A 21,877-nucleotide genomic window follows, 5' to 3' on the forward strand; every position below is an offset into this window, starting at 1 on the left:
TTCTTTTGAATAACAATGAAATAGCCCCCACTTAGTTCAATATTATAATTGATTTTGTAAACCGTAAGATGTCAACACATACCACGCAATGCATCTGTAATTTCGTGCAAAAAGGCGGTGTAAACCGCACATCATTTTCAGACGAACACAAACCAAGGTCTATGTATTTTCCGTGGCATATTCTTTCAGCTTATCCAGTGATACGTATTGTAGCGTTTCAACATGGGTTGCCGCCAGATTAACTGAGGGGGCCATTCCGGCAGCTTCAGCATCTTTCCAGCGTGACACGCATAAACACCACCAGTCACCTGCCTTAAGGCCCGTGAACCCGTATTCTGGGCGCGGTGTGCTTAAATCATTGCCTTGCGCTTTTGAGAAAGCCAGAAATGCATCCGTCATATGCGCGCAAACCACATGCGTACCGCCATCTGTTGGATCGGTATTACAGCATCCATCGCGGAAGTACCCAGTCATAGGGTCGGTCGAGCAGAGCTGCAATTCAGTACCAAGTACATTTCTGGAAGCAGGTCGTGCCATTACCTATCTGCGCCGGTCGCGGCGCGAACTCATGGGTTGAAACGCCACGCCGACGTGGGCCTCGCAATAGGGTTTGCCTGCCTGAACCGGCAAACCACAAAACCAGAAATCTTCTGTTGCAGGATCACCAACAGGCCATTTGCATGTACGTTCGGTCAGCTCCATCAGGCTGATTTTCTTGGATTTCTTTTCAATTTCATTAACCTTGGCCAATGCCTCTGGGCTGATCTCATTCGCGGATGGCTGCGGTGGCAGGGGTTGCCCTGCGGGAATGATCGCCTTGCGCATTGGGATAATCGTTTTCGCCTCTGACGCTGGTTCTTTGGGCTTTGCGTCGGCCGGTTTGGCGCGCGGTGGCGCCTTGGCTTTGGCCTCGACTTTGGGCGCTTCTTTTTTGGCTGCGGCTTTTCCGCCACCAGATCCCGCGCGGTTCGACAGGCCCAAACGGTGCACTTTGCCGATCACAGCGTTACGCGTAACCCCGCCCAATTCCTTGGCAATCTGGCTTGCGGACTGTCCTTCGCCCCACATTTTCTTCAGGATTTCGACGCGTTCATCGGTCCAGGACATGACATTTCCTTCGTATAAAACAAAAACAGGCCGATCGGGGTTGAGTTTGCGGCCAAGACCCTATTCTAGTCACGCAGATCAAAGTTACAAGCGACAGAGGCGGGAAACATGGCAGAATCGACACAGATGGGCGTCAGACGCTTTGGCCGCGTTAATTGGATGGGCCTTTACACACTGTCTGAACGCGAAGTGCGACGCTTTCTAGCGGTCTGGACGCAAACTTTGGGGGCGCCGCTGGTCACCGCCGGATTGTTTTTGCTGATATTCAATCTGGCCATCGGCCCGCGTCGCGGGGATGTGATGGGGCAGCCGTTCATCGCGTTTCTCGCACCTGGCATCTTGATGATGACCGTGATCCAGAATGCGTTTGCCAATACATCATCATCGATTGTGATTGCTAAACTGCAGGGCAGTATCGTTGATACACTGATGCCACCCTTATCCCCGCTTGAGATGGTTCTGGGTTATATCGCAGGTGGGGTGATGCGTGGGTTTTTCGTGGCCGTTGCAATCGGTGTAGGAATGCTGGTGGTTCTGGGCGTTGGTATTCAATACCCGCTTTGGGCGCTGGTTTTCGTGCTTTTAGGGTCCATCATGTTGGCCGCACTTGGTATTGTAGCGGCGATCTTTGCAAATAAATTTGATCAGATGGCGGCAATCACCAATTTTATCATAACGCCTTTGGCTTTTCTGTCCGGTACGTTTTATTCCATAGAAAGCCTGCCGCTGGTCATGCAAACGCTGACCCATTGGAACCCGATCTTTTATCTGATTGATGGGGCACGATACGGTGTCCTTGGTGTTTCCGACAGTTCGCCCTGGTTGGGGCTGGCTGTTTGCACGACGACGACGTCGGCGCTTGTGATTTTGTGCTGGTATTGGTTCAAGCGCGGCTATCGGCTGAAAGCCTGACACGCCCTTCACGCCACGCCAGCAATAATGCGCCCGTCAAAATCGTACAGGCCCCGATGATCGAAATATGATCGGGGAATACATCAAAGATCAGCGCATCATAAAGTGCAGCAAAGATCAGTGTGGCATAGCTGAAGACCACAACAAAACTGGCATCGGCCCGCTTCATTGCGTTGACAAAACAGATTTGTGCACAGGCCATCAACACGCCAACACCCACCATTGCGTACCACTGATGCAGGGTTGGGGCCTGCCAGACGAATATCACAGCGACACTGATCAGGCATAAGCCCATCGAGTTATTGATCAACAGGATCTGAAACGGTGCCTCGCGCCCGGACAGCTTTTTTATAAAGATCAGCTCAAGCCCCAATGCCAAAGCGGCACCCAATGCCAGCAATGCTTCGGGCCTGAAGCTGTCGGGGTTGGGCCGTAACAGAATCATCGCCCCGATCAACGCAATCGCCGCGGCCGCCCATCGCCAAGGCCCGACGCGTTCGCTTAGGAAAAAGACCGCAAAAATCATACCGAAAATCGGGTTTAGAAAACTGATCGCTGTTGCATCTGACAGCGGGATAAAGGCCACAGCTGCAAACATCAGCGTGACACCGCCAGCCCCGCATGTTGTGCGGGCCGCATGCAGTCCCAGATTGGGCCGCATATTCAGGTGGCGATAAAAGACAGGCAGCATCGCAACCAACGCCAGCCAGGCAAACGCAAACCGCCCAAAGGTAATCTGAATGGGATGCGTGGGCGGACCTAATGTGTCCGTTCCCAGTGTCTTGGCCAGTAACGTTGTTCCCGCAATGAAAACGGTTGCCGTCAGCATCAGTGCAATTGCCATAGGTGGGTTGTGTGGTGTGGGCTCCATAAAGATCGCTATGACGGTGGTTTTGACGGGATTCAATTGCCCAAATGTGATTTCTTTGATCTGGACACAATAAAAGAAAGCGGCTACGTCAAGATCATGATCAAAACTGCGAACATCCTGACGCTTCGACGTCTTCGCCGACGCGCACGCTAAGCCTGCGCCTTTGATCCACCCTGTGCGTTGCACAGAAAACCTTCGTAAAACTTGACTTGGCCTTATCGCTCCGGCACTTAAAGGCTTCTAATTAAAGGACCATTCCCATGATCCCGTCTGTTCTGCCCACCTATAATCGCGCGCCGCTGACATTCGTCAAAGGCGAAGGATCCTGGTTAATTGAAGCGGATGGAACCCGATATCTGGATTTTGGGGCGGGTATTGCCGTGAATGCTTTGGGACATGCGCATCCGACTTTGATAAAAGCACTGACCGAACAGGCAGGCGCGCTTTGGCACACGTCAAACCTGTATCATATCCCGCAGCAACAGGCGCTGGCTGATAAACTGGTCGATACGACTTTTGCTGATACTGTCTTTTTCACCAATTCCGGAACTGAGGCTTGCGAGTTGGCCGTAAAAATGGCTCGAAAGTATTTTCACGAAAAAGGCCAACCTGAAAAAGTTGAAATTATTGCCTTTGATGGATCATTTCATGGCCGTTCCGCCGCTGGCATTGCAGCTGCCGGATCAGAAAAAATGACCAAGGGTTTTGGACCTTTATTGCCCGGGTTCACGCATCTGCCTTTTGGGGATCATGATGCGCTGACAGGCGCTGTGTCGGATACAACTGCGGCTATTTTGATTGAACCGATCCAAGGTGAAGGCGGTATTCGCCCGGTTCCGGATCAATGCCTGAAAGGACTGCGCGATCTATGTGATGAATATGGTATCTTATTGATTTTGGATGAAGTTCAATGCGGCATGGGTCGCACCGGTAAGCTATTTGCCCATGAATGGGCGGGCATCACCCCTGATATTATGATGGTGGCCAAGGGCATTGGCGGCGGTTTTCCATTGGGGGCCGTTCTGGCCACCGAAAATGCGGCCAGCGGTATGACGGCAGGCACGCATGGATCAACCTATGGCGGCAACCCTTTGGGCTGTGCCGTGGGCTGTGCGGTGTTGGACCAGGTGGCAGACCATGCTTTTCTGGACCAAGTCAATCAAACGGCAGGTTTCTTGCGACAAAAACTTGAAAGTCTTGTCGCCAGTCACCCGGATGTCTTTGAAAACGTACGCGGCAGTGGTTTGATGCTGGGCCTGAAGTGCAAAGTCACAAATACTGACGTTGTCAACGCGGGCTATGATCAACACATCCTGACCGTCCCGGCAGCTGATAATGTTGTGCGTCTTCTTCCAGCGCTGAACATCACATCAGATGATATTGGCAAAGCGATCACGCGTCTGGACAAAGCGGCAAGCAGTTTGAAAGTCACCGCATAGCCTTCATTTTATTCCAAAATACCGTCGTTTTGCCGTGCAGACAGCCGCATTCGACGTCAGAAAAAAGCGACAAGATATGAACCATTTTCTTGATATCCATAAAACAGAAGCATCCGATCTGCGGTCTATTATCGATAATGCAGGTGCAATGAAGGCCGCGCGCTCAGGTCGCCCCAAGGGTACACCTGATGATGACCAGCCTTTGTTAGGCCACATAGTGGCGCTGATTTTCGAAAAGCCGTCAACCCGTACACGCGTCAGCTTTGATGTAGGTGTGCGCCAAATGGGCGGGCAAACGATGGTTTTATCAGGCAACGACATGCAGCTTGGTCATGGTGAAACCATCGCCGACACAGCGCGTGTGATGTCACGCTATGTTGATCTGATCATGATCCGTACATTCGATGAAGCCGTCCTGACCGAGATGTCTGAATATGCCACCGTGCCTGTGATCAACGGTCTGACCGACCGTACGCACCCCTGCCAGATCATGGCTGATGTCATGACCTTTGAGGAACATCGTGGCCCGATTGCCGGTAAAAAGGTCGTCTGGACCGGCGACGGCAACAACGTCTGCGCCAGCTTCCTGCATGCCGCGGGGCAGTTTGGTTTTGATCTGACATTTACTGGCCCCGAAGTCCTTGACCCTGAACAGGAATTCGTTGATTTAGCCCGGTCCAAGGGCGCCAATATACAGATTGAACGCGATCCGATCAAAGCTGTTGAAGGTGCAGATCTGGTGGTGGCGGACACATGGGTCAGTATGCACGATGCCCAGTCTGCCCGCGAAAGACGCCATAATCTGTTGCGCGGCTATCAGGTCAATGACCACCTGATGGGGCATGCAAAACCTGACGCATTGTTCATGCACTGCCTTCCTGCCCACCGCGAAGAAGAGGCGACAAGCTCTGTCATGGATGGCCCCAATTCGGTGATTTTTGACGAGGCCGAAAACCGATTGCATGCCCAAAAAGCCATCATGCGCTGGTGCCTTGGGGTTTAAGTCAACTTAGTGAATAGTAGAATGATATCTTAGGCGGTGAAATCTGCCTAAGGTTTAATCAAAAACTTGATCCATATACTGATCGGGATGCCAAACCCGCCGGATAAGCTGTTTCAGCAAAACCCAAAACAGCAATAAGTTTGTCAGGATCGATAGAATACAAATCACGATCAAAAAGACGGTTACTGATGTAATCAGTAAGACTGGAAGTAGTTTTGATATGTCGAAAAACATAGTCGTTATCAGGAATGCCGCAGAAATTTGCCCTAGGAATATAACTATGGTCGCTGGCAGCATAATTACGAATGCAACCCAAAACGATATTGGCCTGTCTTGCATGATGCGCTGTAAAAATAGCCACGCTAGCCCCAAACATAGCGGCGCAAATGGGGCTAGATAATATGAAACTGGCACAACAATTTGTAGCCATTCATAGATTTTGTTGAACCGGAAACGGTCTGATAGTGCGTCAATGACAAAGACGTCTGTCAAGTAGCCGATCAATGCGATTAGAACGGGTGTTGCTATGCATAAAAGACAATTGTGACAGAACCTTAGTGCCTGTCTTTGGTCAGGGGTGATCGCAGAAAAAAGGGTCATGTGCTAAGGATTTCCGTATTAAATCTATCATGATCTTGTAGCATAAAATTGCGTACATGAAGCCTAATCAGGGCTTGATAAGTGGCTATTCCAGTTCGATCAACAAATCCTTGGCGTCGATTTGGCCGCCGGGTGATACATGAACGGCTTTGACCACAGCATCGCGTTCGGCGTGAATACCGGTTTCCATCTTCATCGCTTCGATGGTTAACAGCAGGTCGCCCTCTTTTACTTTTGCGCCCATTTGCACGGCGACGCTGGCCACCACGCCGGGCATGGGGGCGCCGATGTGGTTGGGGTTGCCGGGGTCGGCCTTGGGGCGGGCGGCAGTTTGGGATTTGACCATGCGGTTTGGCACGCGGATATTGCGGGGCTGGCCGTTGAGTTCGAAAAAGACTTTTACGTCGCCTTCCTCGTTCGTTTCGCCAATGGCCTGCAGGCGGATTTCAAGCGTTTTGCCGGGGTCGATTTCGACCGAGATTTCATCGCCCGGGTGCATTCCATAAAAGAAGTTCTTTGTCGGCAGGGTGCGCACGGGGCCATAGGTGCGGTGGCGGCCCATGTAATCCATAAAGACCTTGGGATACATCAGATAGCCGTTCAGGTCTTCGTCGTCGATGTCTTTGCCGTCCAGTTCGGCGCTGACCTCGGCGCGGACCTTTTCCAGATCGACGGGGGGCAGGGACTTGCCGGGGCGGTCTGTGTTGGGTTTTTCGCTTTTTAGCACTTTTTTCAGAATGCCGTCGGGCCAGCCACCGGGGGGTTGACCGAGGTTGCCGCGCAGCATGTCGATGACGCTGTCGGGGAAGGCCACATCGGTTTTGGGGTCTTCGACCTGGGCGCGGGTCAGGTTTTGGCTGACCATCATCAGGGCCATGTCACCGACCACCTTGGACGACGGCGTGACCTTGACGATATCGCCGAACATCTGGTTGACGTCGGCATAGGTCTGGGCGACCTCGTGCCAGCGTTCCTCCAGCCCCAGACTGCGCGCCTGTGCCTTGAGGTTCGTGAATTGTCCGCCGGGCATTTCGTGCAGATAGACCTCGGACGCGGGGGCCTGCTGGCCGGTTTCGAACGCGGCATAATGGCCGCGGACAGTTTCCCAATAATTGCTGATTTCACGAATGGCGGCGATGTCCAGACCGGTGTCGCGGTCGGTGCGGGCCAGGGCTTCGACGATCGACCCGAGCGTGGGCTGAGAGGTATTACCCGACAGCGCGTCCATCGCCGCATCAGCAGCATCCACGCCAGCTTCAGCCGCGGCCAGAATGGTGGCGCCTGCGATACCTGAGGTGTCATGGGTGTGGAAGTGGATGGGCAGGCCGATCTCATCCTTCAGAGCTTTGATCAGAACCCTCGCGGCGGCGGGTTTCAAAAGGCCCGCCATGTCTTTCAGGCCCAAAACATGCGCACCGGCGGCCTTCAGATCCTTGCCCATGGCGACGTAGTATTTCAGGTCGTATTTCGCGCGGTCAGGGTTCAGGATATCGCCGGTATAGCAGATGGTGCCTTCGCAGACCTTATCGGCTGCGATCACCGCATCCATGGCGACGCGCATGTTTTCGACCCAGTTCAGGCTGTCGAACACGCGGAAGACATCGACGCCGGTTGCGGCGGCCTGTTTGACGAAAGCTTGCACGACGTTGTCAGGGTAGTTGGTATAGCCGACGCCATTGGACGCGCGCAGCAGCATCTGGGTCATCACATTCGGCATGGCCGCGCGCAGGTCACGCAGGCGCTGCCAGGGGCATTCCTGCAAGAAACGATAGGCCACGTCGAACGTCGCCCCGCCCCAGCATTCAACGCTGAACAGTTGCGGCAGATTGGCGGCATAGGTCGGTGCGACGCGGATCATGTCGATGGACCGCATGCGGGTGGCCAGCAGCGACTGGTGCCCGTCGCGCATGGTGGTGTCGGTGATCAGCAGCTGTTTTTGCGCAGCCATCCAGTCGGCCACAGCCTGAGGGCCTTTTTCGTCCAGCAACGTACGGGTGCCGGGGGGCGGTGTTTCAACGCGCAGCGCAGGGGGCTTGGGGTCTTTGACATCGGCGGCGGGCTTGGGGCGGCCATCGGTTTCGGGGTGACCGTTCACCGTGATGTCGGCCAGATAAGTCAGGATCTTGGTCGCCCGGTCGCGGCGTTTCTTGAAATCAAACAGCTCGGGCGTCTGATCGATGAATTTGGTATGGTATTCGTTGTTCAGGAAGGTCGGGTGTTTCAGCAGATTTTCGACAAAGGCGATGTTGGTCGACACACCCCGGATGCGGAATTCACGCAGGGCGCGGTCCATGCGGGCGATTGCGGCCTCGGGCGTAGGGGCCCAGGCGGTGACTTTTTCTAAAAGGCTGTCGTAATAGCGTGTGATCACGGCGCCTGAGTACGCCGTACCGCCGTCCAGCCTGATGCCCATACCGGTTGCACCCCGATAGGCGGTGATGCGGCCGTAATCGGGAATGAAGTTGTTCTGCGGATCCTCGGTCGTGATCCGGCACTGGATCGCATGGCCGTCGAGTTTCACGTCATATTGGCTGGATGTGCCTGTCGCGTATTCCAGACTGCGCCCTTCGGCGATCAGAATCTGGGCGCGGACGATGTCGATGCCGGTGACCTCTTCCGTGACCGTGTGTTCGACCTGAACGCGGGGGTTGACCTCGATGAAGTAGAACTCACCCGTGGCCATATCCATCAGGAATTCGACGGTGCCTGCGCATTCGTAGTTCACATGCTGGCAGATTTTCTTGCCCAGACTGCAAAGCTGTTCGCGCTGCGTGCCGGACAGATAGGGGGCGGGCGCGCGTTCAACAACTTTCTGATTGCGGCGCTGGACGGAGCAATCGCGTTCATAAAGGTGATAGATATTGCCCTGCTTGTCGCCCAGGATCTGAACCTCGACATGGCGGGCCCTTTCGATCATCTTTTCCAGATAGCCTTCGCCGTTGCCAAAGGCGGCTTCGGCTTCGCGACGGCCTTCCAGAACTTTTTCTTCCAGCTCATCTTCGGACAGGATCGGCCGCATCCCGCGCCCACCGCCGCCCCAGGACGCTTTCAGCATTAAGGGATAGCCGACTTCAGCTGCTTCTTTCTTAATTGCCTTCATGTCATCACCCAGCACTTCGGTCGCAGGAATGACCGGAACGCCAGCTTCAATGGCGACTTTGCGTGCGCTGGCCTTGTCGCCCAGGGCGCGCATGGTTTCGGCTTTGGGTCCGATGAAGGTGATGCCATTCGCGGCGCAAGCGTCAACGAAATCGGGGTTTTCGGACAGCAGGCCATAGCCCGGATGGATCGCATCGGCGCCGCAGGCCTTGGCCACGCGGATCATTTCATCGATGCTTAGATAAGCCGCGACTGGCCCCAGACCCTCGCCGATGCGGTATGCCTCGTCGGCCTTAAAGCGGTGCAGGCACAGTTTGTCTTCCTCGGCATAGACGGCAACGGTGCGTTTTCCCAGTTCATTGGCCGCCCGCATCACCCGAATTGCGATCTCGCCTCGGTTGGCGATCAGGATCTTGTTGAATTCGGGCATGATGGTGTCCTTACTTTGCACTTGCAGCAAATGTGTATGAAGAAAATGTGAACAGGTAAACACGTAGTTCTGGGTAGATTGCGGTAACTTATCAGAAAATGCGCGGAACAACACCAACGGGCAAAGGGTTCTGTATGAAACCACTATAGAAAAAGGGAACAGGTTTCATGAAACGATTTGAAAACAAACGCATTCTGATTACTGGCGGTACCAGCGGGATCGGGCTTGCCACGGCCAAACGCATTGTGGACGAAGGCGGCGAGGTCGCAGTGACCGGAACTACGCAAGAGCATTTGGATGATGCAGGGCGCAGTCTGCCATCTGGCAGTTTGGTCTTGCGCAATGATGCCAGCGACCCGGATGCCGCTGTTGAACTTGCTGAAAAGATCAAGGATCAGATGGGCCAAATCGATGGCGCTTTTTTGAATGCGGGGTTTGGCGAAAACTATGCCACAGAAGATGTGACAGCCGAAGCTTTTGATACGATGATGAACGTCAATGTGCGCGGTCCTGCGTTGCAGATGGCCAAACTGAAACCCCTGATTGCGGAAAATGGTTCGGTTTTGCTGACAGCGTCAGTGGCGCCTTATCTTGGGGGACCAAAAGGGGCGATTTATGCGGCAACCAAAGCATCTTGTCTGGCAATGGCGCGCAGTTGGGCCAAGGATATGGCAGATCGGGGTATTCGTGTGAACGCAGTCGCGCCTGGTCCGATTGAGACGAATTTTTTCGATGCGCTTGGCAAAGGTGGCGATGACGCTGATGATATGAAAAAACAGATATCAAAAGCTGTTCCATTGGGGCGCATGGGTAAAGCAGAGGAGGTGGCTGCCGTTACAATATTCCTGCTGTCTGACGATGCAGCCTATGTCACCGGATCGGAATACATGGTCGATGGCGGCATGACCCTGCGATAAAACACCTTAGCCAAATTTACCTGTGCGCCACTGCAAAGATGCGGCATATAGACCGACCAATGTTAAAAGCAATCCACCTGTAACAAAGGCGGCGCCGATGGACAGCCAACTTGCAATGATCGCACCCAAAAACGGTGCGGTCAGCAGTGCGGTGGTGTTGGCGGCTTCGCTTAATGCGGTGACCCGTGCCATGTGATCCTGACGTGTTTCAGTTTGGATAATCGTTCTTATTGGTACCACGCTCATTGCTGATGTCAGACCCAGAAAAAAGAAAACGATAAGAAATATTGGGAATAAAACTTCGGTTTTCAGCATTTCAGATATACCAAGCCCTGTGACCAATACGCCTGCGATTGCCGATGCTAGGCTGACCAGACCGAAAGGCCTCCGGGTCGTTACGCTCATCCCAAAATAAATTGCGCCGATTACGCCACCAGCGCCGACAGCGGACAGGGCAAGACCAAGATCAGTTTGATCAAATCCCAGATCGCGGGTAAGCGGTGCGATCAGGGTGTCATAGAAAAACATGCCAAAATATCCACCTGCCATCAAGATAAGTGCACCGCGCAAAAGTGGCTTGCCGCTGATCTCTTGCCAGCCATCGCGGAGACCCGCAAAAAGGGACCCGGTATCGGTGATTTCGATGCCCTGACGGATAATCGGTTTTAGTCCGATCAAAATCGAAACAGTAACAAGCGAGACGACGGCATTCAGCAAAAAGACCTGACTTGGCGCGAATACAATCAATAAGGCACCGCCCAATGCAGGAGCAACGATTTTTGAAGTCTGATTTATGGCGTGGCTAAACCCATTGGCGACCATTCTTTCATTTGGTGTGGTCGTTGCTTGAATTGCTGACTGCTTTGCCGGCGTGAAAAACGCATCGACGGCACTTCTTATAAAGACCAGAATCAACAAAATTTGCCAGTTTGGTGCTAAAGCCAAGCTTGCTGTCATGATGGCACGACCAAGGTTGCTGAAAATCAGCACAGTTTTAAGGCTTGATTGATCTATCAAAACGCCCGCAAAAGGCCCGACAATCACATATGGTAGTCCAAGCGCCACAGCCAAAAAGGCGAATACAATAGGGTCTGCAGACCACGTAAAGGTCAATAGCGCCCCAATCGCCACGACATCCAGCCAGTCAGCAAAGTCCGCGGGTAGTTGCGCGATCAGAATACGGCGCAGTTGCGGTTTTTTGGAATATTACCAAGTGGTTTCATGGCTAATTCGTTACCGCTATACCAACCTAATGACCAACACGTGCCATGCGGTCGCACCTAGGGTGTCACTCGTCCATCCTAACATATATACATATCAACAGAAATACGCTGAGGTTATTATGGATACCCTAATCCTGTCGCGCATTCAATTTGGCGCAAATATATCGTTTCATATCCTGTTTCCCACGATTACGATCGCATTGGGTTGGGTCTTGCTGTTTTTCAAACTGCGTTTCAGCATGACAGGCAATACAAAATGGATGGAGGCCTATCGCTTTTGGGTTAAAGTCTTTGCGCTGAGCTTTGCGATGGGTGTCGTATCCGGCATCACTATGTCGTTCCAATTTGGCACAAACTGGCCCGGTTTCATGGAGGCCGTGGGCAATATCGCAGGCCCGCTTTTGGCGTATGAAGTGCTGACCGCGTTTTTTCTGGAAGCCGTTTTCCTGGGTATCATGCTGTTTGGCTTTTCCAAGGTGCCAGGCTGGCTGCATACCACGGCGACGTTTTTGGTGGCCTTTGGAACTACGATGTCAGCCTTTTGGATATTGGTGTTGAACAGTTGGATGCACACGCCTGCGGGCTTTGAAATGCGCGATGGCGTGGCCCATGCAACCGATTGGTTTGCTATCATCTTTAACCCATCCATGCCGTATCGCTTGGCGCATATGTTGTTGGCATCCGGTCTGACGGTTGCATTTCTGATTGCGGGTCTGTCTGCCTATCGTTGGCTGATCGGGGATCGCAGTGATGGCGTTCGTGCAACTTTACGTACGGGTCTTACAATTGGTGCGCTTTTGATCCCAGTGCAGATATTTATGGGTGATTTGCATGGGTTGAATACGCTGGAACATCAACCACAAAAAGTGGCCGCGATGGAGGGGAATTGGGAAACTGGCACTAATATTCCGCTGGTTTTGTTCGCAATTCCGGATGAAGAGGCACGCGAAAACCGGATGGAGATCGCAATTCCAAACGGGGCCTCATTGATTTTAACGCACTCTACTGATGGTATTGTGCCTGGGCTAAATAACTTTGTGGCCGAAGACGGCACGGTGCTTCATCCCCCTGTCGCGCCTGTATTTTATAGTTTCCGAATTATGGTTGGTACGGGCATGGCCATGCTGCTGTTAAGTTGGGCAGGGATCGGACTGATGATGTATAAACGGCGCGGTGTTGAAGGGCTGCCCAAGCCACTGCTTTATATATTGGTTCCAATGGCCTTTTCGGGTTGGGTTGCCACGCTGGCAGGTTGGTACACCACAGAAATCGGTCGTCAACCTTGGCTTGTGCAAGGTGTTTTGACCACCAAACAAGCCGTGGCAGATGTGCCAGCACCCTTTGTTGCATCAACTCTGATTGCGTTTTTGGTCATCTATGTAGTTTTACTGACAGCCTATATCGGGGTCTTGTTCTATCTTGCGCGCAAAGCGGCCAAGGGCGAACCGATTGGCACGCGCGTTCCGCAATCACAACAAGCAATGGTCCCGGCGGAGTAAGCTCATGTATACTTTTGGCGATCCAGCCCTTTGGCTGCCCATAGTTTTTGCCGCTCTTATGGGGCTTAGCATTTTGATTTATGTGGTTCTGGATGGGTTTGATCTAGGCGTTGGGGTCTTGTTTCCCTTTGCGACACCGGATGAAAAAGACCGTATGATCGCATCTATCGGCCCGTTTTGGGATGCAAATGAAACATGGCTTGTGCTGGCAATAGGATTACTGCTGGTGGCGTTTCCTGCGGCCCACGGCACCATTCTGACTGCGCTATACTTACCTGTAGCGATTATGCTGATCGGTTTGATCCTGCGAGGTGTGGCTTTTGAATTCCGCGCCAAGGCGCCAACCAATCACAAGGCATCCTGGAACTTTGCCTTTTTCACAGGCTCAATGATGACGTCATTGTCACAGGGTTTTATGCTGGGCATGTACATCATGGGGCTTGAATACACCTGGGCCACATTTGCGTTCGCCTGTCTCACAGCTGTATTCCTGACGGTTGGTTACAGCTTTATCGGTGCGACTTGGCTGATCATCAAAACAGATGAAGAACTGCAATTGAAGGCCGTGAAATGGGCCAAGGGCGGCATTTGGGGGCTGGTGTTGGGCCTTGGGGCAATTTCGCTTGCGTCCCCGATCGTCAGCTCGCGTATTTTTGACAAATGGTTTTCTTTCCCCGAAGCAATCTTGCTGGCACCGTTACCATTGATGTCAGGGGCCTTGGTCGTTCTGGTGTGGCTTGCACTAAAGCGGTTGCCTACTAAAGATGACAGTTGGGCCTGGTTTCCGTTTGCAGCGTCGGTGGTATTGTTCACGCTGGCTTTTTTCGGTTTGGCGTACAGCTTTTATCCGTATGTTGTTCCCGAAAAACTGACAATTTACGAAGCTGCAAGCGCACCGGAAAGTCTGTTCATTATTTTGATCGGGACATGTTTCGTGCTGCCAACGATTATAGCCTATACAGCACTTGCCTATACGGTGTTCCGCGGCAAAGCGACCGAACTGACGTATGATTAAGGGTGCGCGCACCAAAGGACTTAGCTTTGATTTGCAGAAAAAGTATCTAACATTTGGACAGTTTTGTTCATTTCAAAAAGAAAACTATCCATTGTCATGTTGAACTTAATAACATCTGCTGTCTCTGGGAGTGCACCCGCAGCGACTGATTTCGCGACAGACGATACAGCATCCCAATGGGTTTTGGTCAATTCAAGCTGCGCCTTGATTTCAGGTGAAGGCGCAGGTTTGATGCCCGCATTCGGATTACCATTTATGAATGCGTCCAATGAGGCTTCGAAAATATAAATCGTCTCTTCAAGCTCGGCGCGAATTTCTTCGTGGCCACTATGCGCGAAGCAGACTTGTTTCGCCACTTTTTGCGACAGCATCCGTTGACGACCATACATATCGATCAGTACGGCATCCGCAAACCCACCACCAATATGATCTGAATAAGCTGAATTCATCATGACAACCAAATTGTTGTTCAAATTAAGCAATTCAGGTGTCATGTTGGCAACGACGCTTGCAGCGTCTTGCGCTGCAATATTGCCATCAAGTGTTCCTTCATAAATCTTATTAAGAACGCGCCACTTTTCGTCAACTTCATTCCACGCTTGTATAACGATCTGTTTTCTTTCGACAAAAAGTTTCAAATCAGGATTTCCCTGACGCATACCAATATGAACAGTACGATAATCGTTTTCTGCCGTTTTCAGTACTTCACGGTTCTTTTCAACATTGATCCCACTTTCGATAAAGCAAAACGCTTTGGCCATGCGTTGTGTCAGCATCCGTTGTCTGCCGCCCAGATCAAGACGGGTGGTGACAGTTTCGGATGACACCAGCGTATCTTCTGCATGGGCCTGATGAGTTGCAATAAAAGCAGGGGATATAAGCGCTGCTGTCAGCGCGACAATTTTTACATAATTAGGCATTGTTTCACTCTTTCATTAAACACACATACAAAGGATCGGCATCCCACTAGCGGCTGTCCCCCTAACAAACCACTAAGTTGACTCATAGCCTTAGACATTATCAATTGGACTTTTTTACGGAAAATTCACGCAATACTTTAGGCTAATTTACTTTAGGTAATGATTTTAGTAGTGCGAATGATTAGGATGTAAAAATGTATGAAAATACGGGAAATCACTTATATTATAGGGAGGTTACGAAGATATGTAATTTTACTTAACTGAGTTGAGTTTAAACAAAACACAAAAATTCATAATCCCATTACAGTGAAAAATAACATATTTTTGCAATATCCACATTTCAAATTTTAACTATTTTCTAAAACTTGGAAAGTATGTCCAGGTATTAATTACGGCTGATCACACGATGCGTGACCGCTTTCCAATCCAACGCGTCAGTCAACGCGTCTTCCATGCTTAGCGTATGTTTGAATTTACCATTTTCAAGAAATTGAGCCACTTGTGCAATCACCAGCGGGTTATTCATCATAAAGGTATGGCTGGTTTTCAAGACAATATGATCCGTCATCCCATCTAATATGGTGCTTTGGACGGACACTTTACCATCGTTTTCACCTTTAATCATTGATCCCAACACAGGGTTCAGTGAAACTGTTCCCGCGATGATGCCCACTTCATAATCAGGCGAGGGTAATATGTTCGGGGTGCTGGACGTATCAGTACCCAATTCCATACCCGCAGGACCATTTATCCACTCAAATGCACTATAGTTACCCAAAGTATCAACGATTTCAGACCCTTGGTTCGGGGGCGCTAGCATCACAACACGGCCAAGGGCAGCTGGCTTTTCATCGGCAAGCCATGCGCGGATCAGAATGCCACCCATTGAATGAGTTACAAAATTAACTTGGTCGTAATCTTCGCATTTCGAAATAGCTTCGGGGATTGTTTTACTGGCAAGGTCATGAATGTTGCCTTCGGTCGAGGGATAGTTTTGGTTTACAACGTTGTAACCCGCTTCGCTAAGTGCTGCTTCCATAATGGTGAAAGAGGCGTCGGTGCGGGCAAGTCCATGCAGTAGAACAACGCAATTTGACGCAGCCAAAGATGCCGTAGCTGACAGAATAAAGATAATAAATCCAAGTTTGAACATAAGGGTATACATATTACCAAATCGCAGAACCGTAAGGTGCGGAAAACCTTACCTTGCGTCACGGAAACACGTAGTTTGAAAGAATGTCAGAGTTCTTGCAATGACATGCATAAACAGACCTGACGCACACGCCGTGCATCAGGTGTGATGTCTTTGGGGATCAAAGGGCTTTTAATTCGCCTGCAGACTCGCGGCCATCGCGACCTTCGACCATCTCGTATTGAATTTTCATGTTATCAGCCAAACCGGTCATACCGGCACGTTCGACAGCCGAAATATGTACAAAGATATCATTACCTCCATCGTCAGGTGCAATGAAACCATATCCCTTGGTCGTGTTGAACCACTTCACGGTTCCTGTCGGCATTCGTCTTCTCCTTCAAGTCGTCCGCCCACGGTATTGTGGCGGGGTGGTGCAGCCTAGCCTTCCGTCGTCAGCTGTCTCAAAGAAAGAGGGCGGTCGTCAGGAATTAGTCTTCACATTTCTAATTTTATGTCGCTAGTTTGAAAGGCAAGTGAAACACTGTTTTAACACGCTTAATTGGCGTTTTACTGCCGATTTGATGAAAAGGGATGCTATGAAATTGTACATGCTGAAGGCTTGCGACACCTGTCGCAAGGCGATGAAGGAACTGCAATCTGCGGGGCATTCCATTACGACAACAGATGTCCGCGATGATGGTATATCACAGCAAGATCTTGAGCGGTTTTTGCACGCATTTGGGGATGATCTGCTGAACAAAAGATCAAAGACATGGCGCGATCTGGATGAAGATCAGCGCGCACTTGTACCGCTTGCGCTTTTACAGGCCCACCCGCTTGTGATGAAACGCCCCGTCATTGATGACGGAACGCTTTATTTGGGGTGGGGCAATGATGTGCAGGCTAAGCTGATCGGTTAAGCAATCGGTCCAGCGACAGTGGTCCTGCACCGCGTACGATCAGAACGATCAATAAAAAGACCCAGAATGCGCGCTGATCAGAAATAATGCCGGATGATACATTGTCGAACCACGCACCGGGTGCCTGTCCATGGCCCGTAATGTCCACCAGGCTTTGCATGGCGACAAATCCGATCATACCCAAGGCGGCCAAACGGGTTAGCAAGCCTACAACGATCAATGCAGGCAGAATAAATTCTGCCCATGTCCCGGCCACGACGACAAGCCAATGAAAGATACCAAGTTGGCTGGCGTCATAGCTGATGGCCTCCATCGTTTTGGGAAAAATTTGTGCATATGCATTGAAGGATGGGCTAAACAGCCCCGTAAATCCTTCGCCTAGTTTGGTCATCGCTGAATTCCAGTAATAGATCAGTAAGACACCCGCAAAAACGATCCGGGCCAATGTTGGCGTGATCCAGTCGCCAACATTCTGAATAGGGGTGAAAATAGAGGAGTGGAGTGCGGCGATACGGTTCATTCTTATGTCTCGATTATGTTTGTGATGGCGCCACCAGCAAGCAGTGCGCCAAGCGTTATGGTCAGGTCGAAATCAGGTGTCAGTTCTGCGGCATCGCTAAAAGCTTCGCCGAAGGATTTCGTGCGCAAAGCCGTGATAAACGTTGCTGCGCCGGGCGGCAGCAGTGCGACTTGCGGATCATACTCGGGCCGGGTGATCAGCACCTCTTCGGCCTGCATCTGTGGCTTGGGTGCGCCAGATGACATGTTCACTTGCCAGATTGCATGGATTGGCCACGGGGACGTTACCATCTGCATAGATGGGGCAAGCGATAGTCGCGCCGTCATCAACTGATCTGGTGGCATGTTTTGCAATACATCAGGTGCAATGGCACTGCTGTCGGCGGCATGGTAAGATTGACGGATCGCCAGTTCTAACTGTGCGATATCCGGCAGATAGCCAATTTTCTGAGCAGGTTCAAACTGTTGCAGGAATGCAGGCATATCTTGGCCGTAAAACATCATCATCGGTGTTTTTGGCGGATGTTGCCGCAAATAGATTCCAGCCATAGCGCGAAAGAAATCCGGGCCGACCAGTTTATAGATGACCGGAAACGCGGCCTCTAAAGCATCTGTCAGACTGACGGCCACGTTGTTACGATAAACAGCGAAACGTTTCGGTGTCGGCAAGCCCTTGGGGTCCAGAAGGCCGGCAGGCAAAGCCATGGATGGATCCAATAAAGCGGCTGTAAATTCGGTTTGATCGGTCATTGGACCAGTGCAGCAAGGGCTGCATCTGCGCGATCGGCTTCGGCGGCCAGTATGGGCCATTCGGGCACATCGGTGTCCCATTCGATTAATGTTGGCACGGGTCCGGTGCGGCTAATTGTGTGGGCATAAAGGGCCCAAACCGGATCAACGACTTCGCACCCGTGACTGTCGATCAACAGCGGCGCACCATGATCATCTTTGTCTTCATCGTGCCCACCAAGATGGATTTCGCCGACATATTCCACTGGAAAGCTGTTGATATAGCTGACGGGATCGGTGTGTTGGTTTGTGGCAGATACAAACACATTATTCACATCCAGCAGCAGCCCACATTCTGTACGGGCGACGATCTGTGCAAGAAAGTCAACCTCGGCCATGGTTGACGCTTCAAACGCCAGATAATTTGATGGGTTTTCCAGCAGCATCTGACGGCCAAGAAAATCTTGCACATGTTTGATGTGATCTGCCACGCGGGCCAGGCTGGTTTCATTATAAGGTACGGGCAGCAGGTCGTTCAGGAAATGGGTGTCATGTGTTGACCAGGCTAAATGTTCTGAAAAGCTGGCGGGATTCAGCCAGTCAATCAGATGCTTTAAGCGGGCAAGGTGATCGGGGTCCAACTGGGCCTCTCCGCCGATGGACAGGCCAACGCCGTGAACAGAAATTGGAAAACGCTGTGCAAGATGTTTCAGCTGCGCGATGGGGCGACCGCCGTCCCCCATATAGTTTTCAGCATGAATTTCCAGCCAGCAAACAGGGCCGGGGTCTTTCATGATATCAGAAAAATGCTGGGGCTTGTATCCAACACCGGGTTTGGCAGGCAGGGCGTCAAAACAGGGGCTGGTGTCAAGCATGAGCAAGTCTCCGAAGCAGTGTTGCGCCCCCCGCAAGATAGGGGAGGGCGCAAAATGACTTATGCAGGCAGGTCGCGATCCAGTGCTTCAAGCGAACCTTCACGCTCTGATCCGTCAGCCATTGCAGGTAGTTCGATGTCTGCACATGTGCCAGCTTCAACCAGGGTCCATGCGTTACCTTGGTAATCAACTGTTGATGTACCGGCGCATGATGTGCCTGGGCCAGCTGCACAACCGTTTTCACCAGCAAGAGATACGCCATAGCATTTTTCTTGGGCTTGAGCGTTAACAGTTGTTGTAGAATATGCAGTCAGAGCAGCTGCGACAGCGCCGGCAACGGCAAGAGTTTTAACTTGGTTGGACATGGTGTTCCTCGTGTTTTTTCATTCGCATACCGCTTGTTGCGGTGTCTTAGTGGTAGCGAACTATCATACTATCTTACCACTCACGACGGCGTGTGTCGCATGCGCGTCAGCAAATGTGAGCTTTTTGTGAGGAATGTTTCAGCATATTCTGGCCAATCTTATGAAAATAGCGCATCTTTTCCCTGTTTAAAGGAATGGAATGTGCGACAGATTGGCACAAATGTTACAAACTCGATCACGAGAATCGGGCATATAAAAGATTATTTCAACAAATCTGGGGGCGTTGCTTCCTTGGAAAGCTGATCCGTCAGTTCTTTTAGCTCCTGAACCGATGTCTGTTTTTCACCCAAACGTCGTACCGATACAGTCCGATCGGCCACTTCCTTCATTCCACACGCCAGAATGACAGGTACTTTGCCAACAGAATGTTCACGGACCTTATAGTTGATCTTTTCATTGCGAATATCTGCCTCAGCTCGGATGCCTGCGGCTTTCAGCGTTTCTACGACTTCACGCACATAGTCATCAGCGTCCGACACGATCGAGGCCACAACAATCTGACGTGGGGCCAGCCAGAATGGTAATCTTCCTGCTGAGTTTTCGATCAAGATGCCGATAAAGCGTTCAAAAGACCCAAGGCAAGCGCGATGCAGCATATAAGGGCGATGTTTCGCGCCATCTTCACCGATGTAAGTTGCTTCAAGCCTTTCCGGCAGGTTTGGATCAACCTGGAAAGTACCGCACTGCCATTCGCGACCAATCGCGTCGGTTAGTTTGAAATCAAGCTTGGGTCCGTAAAACGCCCCTTCGCCTTCATCCAGCGTATAGGGGTGACCTGTTGCTTTGATCGCATTTTCCAACGCGCTTTCGACATGATCCCAGCTTTCTTCGGATCCGACCCGTTTTTCAGGTCGCGTGGCGAACATGATCTCGAATGTCTCGAACCCAAGGTCTTTATAAACGCCGGCCAGGTAATCGATAAAGGCGGCGCATTCTGCCTCAATCTGGTCTTCGCGGCAAAAGATATGCCCATCATCCTGTGTAAAGCCCCGCACGCGCATGATGCCATGCAGCGCGCCAGAGGGTTCATAGCGGTTACAAGATCCGAATTCCGCCATTCGCAGCGGCAGATCGCGATAGGATTTCAGGCCCTGATTATAGATCTGTACGTGGCACGGACAGTTCATAGGCTTCAGCGCGTTGATCGCCTTTTCGCGGGCGTGTTCTTCGTCAACCTCAACGATGAACATGTGTTCCTGATATTTGTCCCAATGCCCCGAGGCTTCCCAAAGTTTGCGATCTACGACCTGAGGCGTGTTGACCTCTTGATACCCTGCCGCACGTTGTTTGCGGCGCATATAATCTTGAAGTTCTGTATAGATCTGCCAGCCGTTGGGATGCCAAAAGACCTGGCCGGGGGCCTCTTCCTGCATATGGAACAGGTCCATTTCGCGGCCCAGTTTGCGGTGGTCACGCTTGGCGGCTTCTTCCAGGAAATGCAGATGCTTTTTCAGCCCTTCTTTATTCAGAAATGCCACACCATAAATGCGTTGTAGCATTTGGCGATCGCTGTCCCCACGCCAATAGGCACCGGCGACTGACATCAACTTGAATGCATCGGCAGGCACTTGGCCAGTGTGCTGCAAATGTGGCCCGCGACACAGATCTTGCCAATCTCCATGCCAATACATCCGTAAAGGTTCATCCCCCGGAATGGCGTCGATCAGTTCGACCTTATAAGGCTCATTATTATCCTGATAGTGCTTTACAGCACGGGCGCGATCCCAGACTTCGGTCGTCACGACATCACGCTTGTTGATGATCTCTTTCATCTTCTTTTCAATGGTGGCCAGATCTTCGGGGGTAAATGTTTCCTTGCGATCAAAATCATAATACCAGCCGTTTTGGATCACAGGACCGATTGTGACTTTCACGTCTGGCCAGATTTCCTGCACTGCGCGGGCCATAATGTGCGCCAGATCGTGGCGTATTAGTTCCAGCGCCTGTGGTTCATCTTTCAATGTATGAATAGCGATGGAGGCATCAGCTTTAATCGGCCACTGCAGATCCCAATGTGTGTCATTCACAGTGGCCGAAACTGCTTTTTTCGCCAAAGAACTGGAAATGCTGGCCGCAACGTCAGCAGCTGTTATGCCAGCTTCATAACTGCGCGCATTGCCATCGGGAAAAGTAAGGGAAATCTGTGCCATTGTCTGGCTCTCCTCGTCGGTTTGGCGCCCACGGAACGCCCGATTGCGGGTTAAAATCTGAGCTGTCTTTTGACGAGTGGGCCGAAACA

Annotated in this window: 21 protein-coding genes; 7 read left to right on the plus strand and 14 right to left on the minus strand. The window is 51.5% G+C overall.

What is annotated here, in order from left to right; all coding sequences use genetic code 11:
* Nucleotides 1-159: 159 nt before the first annotated feature.
* The gene (locus tag HRQ87_RS06560) at nucleotides 160-537 is read right to left on the minus strand and encodes a DUF2237 family protein (RefSeq protein ID WP_174136524.1); all 378 of its coding nucleotides are present in this window, start codon (nucleotides 535-537) and stop codon (nucleotides 160-162) included.
* 3 nt (nucleotides 538-540) lie between these two features.
* Entirely contained in the window at nucleotides 541-1,107 is a 567-nt protein-coding gene (locus HRQ87_RS06565; RefSeq protein WP_174136526.1) for a GcrA family cell cycle regulator, read from the minus strand.
* A 108-nt stretch (nucleotides 1,108-1,215) separates the two neighbouring features.
* Here HRQ87_RS06565 and HRQ87_RS06570 point away from each other — a divergent pair, with 108 nt between their 5' ends.
* On the plus strand, nucleotides 1,216-2,019 hold the full coding sequence (locus tag HRQ87_RS06570) for an ABC transporter permease (RefSeq protein ID WP_174136528.1): 804 nt from the start codon (nucleotides 1,216-1,218) through the stop codon (nucleotides 2,017-2,019).
* Here the strand turns inward: HRQ87_RS06570 and HRQ87_RS06575 are convergent.
* A complete protein-coding gene (locus tag HRQ87_RS06575) occupies nucleotides 1,991-2,890 on the minus strand; it encodes a DMT family transporter (protein ID WP_174137171.1) in 900 nt (299 codons plus the stop codon). The two genes, HRQ87_RS06570 and HRQ87_RS06575, sit on opposite strands and share 29 nt — an antisense overlap.
* A gap of 260 nt (nucleotides 2,891-3,150) precedes the next feature.
* Here HRQ87_RS06575 and HRQ87_RS06580 point away from each other — a divergent pair, with 260 nt between their 5' ends.
* Nucleotides 3,151-4,329 (plus strand): aspartate aminotransferase family protein, encoded by a 1,179-nt coding sequence (locus tag HRQ87_RS06580; protein WP_174136530.1) that lies wholly within the window; start codon nucleotides 3,151-3,153, stop codon nucleotides 4,327-4,329.
* A gap of 76 nt (nucleotides 4,330-4,405) precedes the next feature.
* Complete coding sequence (gene argF, locus HRQ87_RS06585; protein ID WP_174136532.1) at nucleotides 4,406-5,332, plus strand: ornithine carbamoyltransferase; 927 nt, start codon at nucleotides 4,406-4,408, stop codon at nucleotides 5,330-5,332.
* Between the two features lie 58 nt (nucleotides 5,333-5,390).
* On the opposite strand, the gene HRQ87_RS06590 is transcribed toward argF, so the two are convergent.
* Nucleotides 5,391-5,693, minus strand: a complete 303-nt coding sequence (locus HRQ87_RS06590) for a hypothetical protein (RefSeq protein ID WP_174136533.1) — start codon at nucleotides 5,691-5,693, stop codon at nucleotides 5,391-5,393.
* 324 nt (nucleotides 5,694-6,017) lie between these two features.
* A complete protein-coding gene (locus HRQ87_RS06595; protein WP_174136535.1) occupies nucleotides 6,018-9,461 on the minus strand; it encodes a pyruvate carboxylase in 3,444 nt (1,147 codons plus the stop codon).
* A gap of 167 nt (nucleotides 9,462-9,628) precedes the next feature.
* On the opposite strand from HRQ87_RS06595, the gene HRQ87_RS06600 reads away from it, so the two are divergent.
* Entirely contained in the window at nucleotides 9,629-10,378 is a 750-nt protein-coding gene (locus tag HRQ87_RS06600) for an SDR family oxidoreductase (RefSeq protein WP_174136538.1), read from the plus strand.
* A gap of 6 nt (nucleotides 10,379-10,384) precedes the next feature.
* Here HRQ87_RS06600 and HRQ87_RS06605 read toward each other — a convergent pair whose 3' ends face one another.
* Entirely contained in the window at nucleotides 10,385-11,566 is a 1,182-nt protein-coding gene (locus HRQ87_RS06605; protein WP_174137173.1) for an MFS transporter, read from the minus strand.
* Nucleotides 11,567-11,720: 154 nt separating this feature from the next.
* On the opposite strand from HRQ87_RS06605, the gene HRQ87_RS06610 reads away from it, so the two are divergent.
* Together HRQ87_RS06610 and HRQ87_RS06615 are read left to right on the plus strand one after the other, a co-directional pair.
* On the plus strand, nucleotides 11,721-13,100 hold the full coding sequence (locus HRQ87_RS06610) for a cytochrome ubiquinol oxidase subunit I (RefSeq protein WP_174136540.1): 1,380 nt from the start codon (nucleotides 11,721-11,723) through the stop codon (nucleotides 13,098-13,100).
* A gap of 4 nt (nucleotides 13,101-13,104) precedes the next feature.
* The gene (locus HRQ87_RS06615; protein WP_174136542.1) at nucleotides 13,105-14,115 is read left to right on the plus strand and encodes a cytochrome d ubiquinol oxidase subunit II; all 1,011 of its coding nucleotides are present in this window, start codon (nucleotides 13,105-13,107) and stop codon (nucleotides 14,113-14,115) included.
* 20 nt (nucleotides 14,116-14,135) lie between these two features.
* On the opposite strand, the gene HRQ87_RS06620 is transcribed toward HRQ87_RS06615, so the two are convergent.
* The 3 genes from HRQ87_RS06620 to HRQ87_RS06630 form a co-directional block, all read right to left on the minus strand.
* Entirely contained in the window at nucleotides 14,136-15,035 is a 900-nt protein-coding gene (locus HRQ87_RS06620) for a type IV pili methyl-accepting chemotaxis transducer N-terminal domain-containing protein (protein WP_174136544.1), read from the minus strand.
* A gap of 385 nt (nucleotides 15,036-15,420) precedes the next feature.
* Nucleotides 15,421-16,188: an alpha/beta hydrolase gene (locus HRQ87_RS06625; RefSeq protein ID WP_174136546.1), complete on the minus strand. Its 768-nt coding sequence runs from the start codon at nucleotides 16,186-16,188 to the stop codon at nucleotides 15,421-15,423.
* 160 nt (nucleotides 16,189-16,348) lie between these two features.
* Nucleotides 16,349-16,555, minus strand: a complete 207-nt coding sequence (locus HRQ87_RS06630) for a cold-shock protein (RefSeq protein WP_174136548.1) — start codon at nucleotides 16,553-16,555, stop codon at nucleotides 16,349-16,351.
* A 211-nt stretch (nucleotides 16,556-16,766) separates the two neighbouring features.
* On the opposite strand from HRQ87_RS06630, the gene HRQ87_RS06635 reads away from it, so the two are divergent.
* Complete coding sequence (locus HRQ87_RS06635) at nucleotides 16,767-17,090, plus strand: arsenate reductase family protein (protein WP_174136550.1); 324 nt, start codon at nucleotides 16,767-16,769, stop codon at nucleotides 17,088-17,090.
* Here the strand turns inward: HRQ87_RS06635 and HRQ87_RS06640 are convergent.
* From HRQ87_RS06640 to thrS, 5 genes are all read right to left on the minus strand, one after another.
* Nucleotides 17,074-17,610 carry a DoxX family protein gene (locus HRQ87_RS06640; protein WP_174136552.1) on the minus strand — a complete coding sequence of 179 codons (537 nt, stop codon included), beginning with the start codon at nucleotides 17,608-17,610 and terminating at the stop codon, nucleotides 17,074-17,076. The two genes, HRQ87_RS06635 and HRQ87_RS06640, sit on opposite strands and share 17 nt — an antisense overlap.
* Nucleotides 17,611-17,612: 2 nt before the next feature.
* A complete protein-coding gene (locus HRQ87_RS06645; protein ID WP_174136554.1) occupies nucleotides 17,613-18,359 on the minus strand; it encodes an HvfC/BufC N-terminal domain-containing protein in 747 nt (248 codons plus the stop codon).
* A complete protein-coding gene (gene bufB, locus HRQ87_RS06650; RefSeq protein ID WP_174136557.1) occupies nucleotides 18,356-19,213 on the minus strand; it encodes an MNIO family bufferin maturase in 858 nt (285 codons plus the stop codon). Before bufB ends, HRQ87_RS06645 begins: the two co-directional genes overlap by 4 nt.
* Before the next feature lie 59 nt (nucleotides 19,214-19,272).
* The gene (locus tag HRQ87_RS06655; protein ID WP_174136559.1) at nucleotides 19,273-19,578 is read right to left on the minus strand and encodes a BufA1 family periplasmic bufferin-type metallophore; all 306 of its coding nucleotides are present in this window, start codon (nucleotides 19,576-19,578) and stop codon (nucleotides 19,273-19,275) included.
* Nucleotides 19,579-19,838: 260 nt separating this feature from the next.
* Nucleotides 19,839-21,788, minus strand: coding sequence for a threonine--tRNA ligase (gene thrS / locus HRQ87_RS06660; RefSeq protein ID WP_174136561.1), 1,950 nt, complete (start codon nucleotides 21,786-21,788; stop codon nucleotides 19,839-19,841).
* Nucleotides 21,789-21,877: the final 89 nt, after the last annotated feature.

The sequence above is a fragment of the Parasulfitobacter algicola genome, from assembly GCF_013315265.1.
Taxonomy (GTDB): Bacteria; Pseudomonadota; Alphaproteobacteria; order Rhodobacterales; family Rhodobacteraceae; genus Parasulfitobacter; species Parasulfitobacter algicola.

Coding starts and splice junctions, on each gene's coding strand:
- HRQ87_RS06560 (WP_174136524.1), bottom strand. CDS start 537: ATGGCACGACCTGCTTCCAGAAATGTACTTGGTACTGAATTGCAGCTC.
- HRQ87_RS06565 (WP_174136526.1), bottom strand. CDS start 1,107: ATGTCCTGGACCGATGAACGCGTCGAAATCCTGAAGAAAATGTGGGGC.
- HRQ87_RS06570 (WP_174136528.1), top strand. CDS start 1,216: ATGGCAGAATCGACACAGATGGGCGTCAGACGCTTTGGCCGCGTTAAT.
- HRQ87_RS06575 (WP_174137171.1), bottom strand. CDS start 2,890: ATGGAGCCCACACCACACAACCCACCTATGGCAATTGCACTGATGCTG.
- HRQ87_RS06580 (WP_174136530.1), top strand. CDS start 3,151: ATGATCCCGTCTGTTCTGCCCACCTATAATCGCGCGCCGCTGACATTC.
- argF (WP_174136532.1), top strand. CDS start 4,406: ATGAACCATTTTCTTGATATCCATAAAACAGAAGCATCCGATCTGCGG.
- HRQ87_RS06595 (WP_174136535.1), bottom strand. CDS start 9,461: ATGCCCGAATTCAACAAGATCCTGATCGCCAACCGAGGCGAGATCGCA.
- HRQ87_RS06600 (WP_174136538.1), top strand. CDS start 9,629: ATGAAACGATTTGAAAACAAACGCATTCTGATTACTGGCGGTACCAGC.
- HRQ87_RS06610 (WP_174136540.1), top strand. CDS start 11,721: ATGGATACCCTAATCCTGTCGCGCATTCAATTTGGCGCAAATATATCG.
- HRQ87_RS06615 (WP_174136542.1), top strand. CDS start 13,105: ATGTATACTTTTGGCGATCCAGCCCTTTGGCTGCCCATAGTTTTTGCC.
- HRQ87_RS06620 (WP_174136544.1), bottom strand. CDS start 15,035: ATGCCTAATTATGTAAAAATTGTCGCGCTGACAGCAGCGCTTATATCC.
- HRQ87_RS06625 (WP_174136546.1), bottom strand. CDS start 16,188: ATGTTCAAACTTGGATTTATTATCTTTATTCTGTCAGCTACGGCATCT.
- HRQ87_RS06630 (WP_174136548.1), bottom strand. CDS start 16,555: ATGCCGACAGGAACCGTGAAGTGGTTCAACACGACCAAGGGATATGGT.
- HRQ87_RS06635 (WP_174136550.1), top strand. CDS start 16,767: ATGAAATTGTACATGCTGAAGGCTTGCGACACCTGTCGCAAGGCGATG.
- HRQ87_RS06640 (WP_174136552.1), bottom strand. CDS start 17,610: ATGAACCGTATCGCCGCACTCCACTCCTCTATTTTCACCCCTATTCAG.
- HRQ87_RS06645 (WP_174136554.1), bottom strand. CDS start 18,359: ATGACCGATCAAACCGAATTTACAGCCGCTTTATTGGATCCATCCATG.
- bufB (WP_174136557.1), bottom strand. CDS start 19,213: ATGCTTGACACCAGCCCCTGTTTTGACGCCCTGCCTGCCAAACCCGGT.
- HRQ87_RS06655 (WP_174136559.1), bottom strand. CDS start 19,578: ATGTCCAACCAAGTTAAAACTCTTGCCGTTGCCGGCGCTGTCGCAGCT.
- thrS (WP_174136561.1), bottom strand. CDS start 21,788: ATGGCACAGATTTCCCTTACTTTTCCCGATGGCAATGCGCGCAGTTAT.